4 protein-coding genes and 1 pseudogene are annotated in these 3,711 nt (G+C 31.8%); 3 read left to right on the top strand and 2 right to left on the bottom strand.

The features are described from left to right. Positions 1-109, bottom strand: a pseudogene (locus tag AC973_RS10230) (IS30 family transposase); the annotation flags it as partial. 37 nt (positions 110-146) lie between these two features. Here AC973_RS10230 and AC973_RS08360 point away from each other — a divergent pair. Then, positions 147-491 (top strand): bacteriocin immunity protein, encoded by a 345-nt coding sequence (locus AC973_RS08360; RefSeq protein WP_082148283.1) that lies wholly within the window; start codon positions 147-149, stop codon positions 489-491. Positions 492-597: 106 nt separating this feature from the next. Continuing rightward, positions 598-1,026 (top strand): GNAT family N-acetyltransferase, encoded by a 429-nt coding sequence (locus AC973_RS08355; RefSeq protein WP_048729533.1) that lies wholly within the window; start codon positions 598-600, stop codon positions 1,024-1,026. Positions 1,027-1,628: 602 nt separating this feature from the next. On the opposite strand, the gene AC973_RS08350 is transcribed toward AC973_RS08355, so the two are convergent. Then, positions 1,629-1,919, bottom strand: a complete 291-nt coding sequence (locus AC973_RS08350; RefSeq protein WP_048729531.1) for a helix-turn-helix domain-containing protein — start codon at positions 1,917-1,919, stop codon at positions 1,629-1,631. A 197-nt stretch (positions 1,920-2,116) separates the two neighbouring features. On the opposite strand from AC973_RS08350, the gene AC973_RS08345 reads away from it, so the two are divergent. Then, the gene (locus AC973_RS08345; protein ID WP_048729529.1) at positions 2,117-3,556 is read left to right on the top strand and encodes a SulP family inorganic anion transporter; all 1,440 of its coding nucleotides are present in this window, start codon (positions 2,117-2,119) and stop codon (positions 3,554-3,556) included. Positions 3,557-3,711 lie beyond the last annotated feature (155 nt).

Genomic DNA, 3,711 nt, shown 5'->3' with positions numbered 1-3,711 from the left:
TAACGGTTTTACATTTATCTTCTCCTATATTTCTTAGTAGATTGATCATACAATCAATCATATTTTTAGAGATTTTCTTTTCAACCTTACCAAGTAGGGGAAAACGGTTAATTGTATTGGAAACATTTCAGTAGCTAGTTGGGCAGGTGCTACAATTGCAGAATGCTAATGATAAAGATATTTTAATTTTAATTTCTGATTTAATTTCTGAAATTAATAAAAGAAATCAAAATAATGCAGGTGTAAAACAGGCAATAAAGTTATTAAATACTTCAAAAGATAGAATTGAAAAGGGGAAAGAAACTCCAGAAGCTGAATCACGGGCTTTATATCAAACTTTATCAAGTATTTTTTTATTCGAACAGTTAAAGTTTACAAATCAAGAATATAAATTATTAAAAGAAATAGAAAAAGTTGCACATCGAAAAGGTGCAAAAGGTGGATTTGAAACATTATTTACTACTAATGCTTGGCGAAAACCCTTTTATTAATTCTATGTAACAGCAAGCACAGTCATCGTCATGATAAAATCTAAAATCAAGACAAGAAGAAACTCGTTTTCAACTCGTTTTAAAAAACAAAATCAAGGTGATAAAAATGATTTATAAATTAAGTGAAAAAAATCAAGAAACATTAAAAACTTTAGGTCACATCTGGTTAGAATCTAATATAACAACTCATAATTTTATCAACGAACAATATTGGCTTGATAACTACGATGATGTTATAGAATCCTTCAAAGAAGCTGAAATTATAATATATGCAAAAAATACAAGGATAATAGGGTTTTGTGGTTTGATTGATAACTATATCGCAGGTATGTTCGTCGAAAAGAATGCAAGAAATCAAGGAGCAGGGACAAAGTTAATGCAATACCTGCAAAAAGAAAAAGATAATCTATCTCTCAAAGTATATAAAAAGAACATAAAAGCAGTTAATTTTTACAAAAAGCATAACTTTAAAATAAAAACAGAAAATCAAGATGAAACCCAAAACAAAGAATACATAATGAGCTGGCAAAACTAATTGCTTTATTCCAATTGCTTTACAGGTCTAAAATTCGTCGTCATAATCTAGTTAAATCTCGTAAGGGCGCACTTATACACGATAAAAAAATATCGTGTTTGTGCAAAAAATGTGTGAAAAATCGCTCCGCAATTTTAAAAATTCGTTGCACTCATTTGAAAAAAACAAAAATTCAAAAACAGGAGAAAATTGTAGCGGAAATAAAATGAGATTTAAGTGATTTTAAGGAAGAGCATAAAGAGGTTCCGACGTCACCTGTTTTTTCGCTGTGCTCAAAAAGGTTGACGTGTCAGGCTGTTTCTGACGAATCTTAAATAAAAAAAGAGACGTCAAATTGGTGAATCTCAACCCGAAAACTTACAACACTCTTTTTTTGAGTGTTCAGTTTTCGGGTTGAGATTCATATAGATAAATTTACTACTTTTTTGTTGTATTAATATTTTTTGACATTAATAAAGATGCTTTAAATCAAAGAGCTAAAACACATCATTAAACTTACTCATTAGAAAGTAGAAATCTCTTTTATTACATTATACCTGCCTATAACTTAAGTACTTCATGAATAAAATATAGTTTTTAACAGGTAATTATTACCATCCGTTTTAAAATAATCCTGTTAAAAAGGCCAGTAATTCATACTGTTTTTCTTCTGGTAAGTGTTTAATTTGAGAAATAAGTTTTTGCTCCACAGGGCTGATCTCTGAATTGAAAAACTCAGCAAGAGACACACCTAAAACGTCACAAATATGAGCGAGTGTTTTTAGAGATAGTTTTGTTGAATTATTTTCGATTGCTGAAATAAAAGAAGGAGAAACATTAATACGTTCTGATAATTCTTTTGCTGTCATACTATTTAATTTTCGAAGTTCTTGTATTCTGTTGCCTATTTCCATTTTATCATCCTTAAATATAAAATTTCTTTTTGCTTAATCATAGTAACATATATCATTTGTTTTTATGTTAAAAAGTTACCTCTAAGTTATCTAATGTATTCTTGGATATATTTTTGTTTGTTTTTATTCACTTATATGTTAATGTATTTTATTGTGAGCTTTTTTAAAAAGTTGATTTTTGGAGAAGGAAGGTATTTATGCAAAATTATAAAAATGAATGGTTTGGTAATATCAAAGGAGATATTCTAGCAGGGGTTATTGTTTGTTTAGCTTTATTCCCTGAAGTCATTGGTTTCATGTTAGTTGCCGGCGTAGAACCAGTTGTAGGAGTTTACGCCACATTCTTTATTACAGCTACAGCCGCTTTTTTTGGAGGCCGAACAGGGTTAATTTCAGCGGCTGCAGGATCAGTTGCATTAGTGCTGGCTCATTTAGTTGCTGAATATGGAGTAGAGTATCTTTTTGCTGCAACTGTTTTAGCCGGAATCATACAAGTTGTATTAGGTTTATTTAAGATAGGAAAATTAATGCGCTACATTCCGAAGCCGGTTATGCTTGGATTTGTGAACGGCTTAGGCATTATGATGTTTTTATCCCAATTAGATCATTTCAAGGGAAGTCCCATCTTAATAGTGCTCGGATTTATTGGAATTGCTATTATTTTTTTGGCTCCTAAGCTAACTAAAAAAATTCCTGCACCTATTATTTCAATTGTAGTGATTACAGCTCTTGTGTTGGGGCTAGATTTAAATGTACAATTGTTAGGTGATTTAGGAGACATTTCAAGTGAATTACCTCGTTTTGGTATTCCGAGTGTCCCAATGAATTTAGAAACTCTTAAAATCATTTTACCTACGTCACTTTCTGTAGCCATAGTTGGTTTAGTAGAATCATTATTGACAGCACAATTAGTAGATGAATTAACAAACGAACCAAGTAATAAAAACAAGGAGTCTATCAGTCAAGGTCTTGGAAACATGCTGTCTGGTTTCTTTGGTGGAATTGCTGGTTGTGGCATGATCGGTCAAACAATAATTAATCTTAATTATGGCGGAATTGGTCGGTTAGCAACGTTCTTGTCTGGTTTCTTCATGTTAATGTCGGTAGTATTATTCAATAATATAGTGGTACAAATTCCTGTAGTTGCTTTGGCAGCGGTAATGGTCGTTGTAGCTTATGAAACCATTGACTGGAGATCCGTTAAACGATTAAACGTTATGCCAAAAAATGAAAGTTTTGTTATGATTTTAACTGTGGGGATTGTTTTGATCACGCACAATTTAGCCTACGGTGTAGTTGTTGGGACCTTAGTAAGTGCCATTTTTGCAGCCTTTAGCATGACCCATTTCCAAGTAGAAAAAGGAACGGAACATGATGAGTATCATTATAAGGCCCATGGGCATCTTTACTTCGCATCAGCTGAAAAGTTTTCAGACTTTTTTGTACATGACCTTGATCATGAAGGCGAGTTAATTATTGACGTTAGTGCCATGACATTATGGGATTCGACAGCTGTGGAAGCTATTGATAAATTAATCAGCAAAAATAAAGAAACTGGTTTAACTTTTATCAATGCGAATAAACAAAGCAAAGAATTATTTAAGAAAAACTCGACTCATAATACAAAAAAATTATAAAAAATATCGTCGTTATTAAATACTGGTCTCAGTGGTTCTGTTGCAAAGTTTTAAATAAAGAATAAAATCCCTTACGGTATCTATGGTTTAAGCTAGGATTCCCAATAATACCTTGATTTCAGTACAGACCGAAAACCCGAAGAGAGTGCCTTCTT

The sequence above is a fragment of the Carnobacterium sp. 1290_CSPC genome (genome assembly GCF_001053265.1).
GTDB lineage: Bacteria > Bacillota > Bacilli > Lactobacillales > Aerococcaceae > Aerococcus > Aerococcus urinaeequi.
The sequence above is the reverse complement of the archived record's forward strand: the minus strand, read 5'-3'. Positions and strand labels throughout refer to the sequence as shown.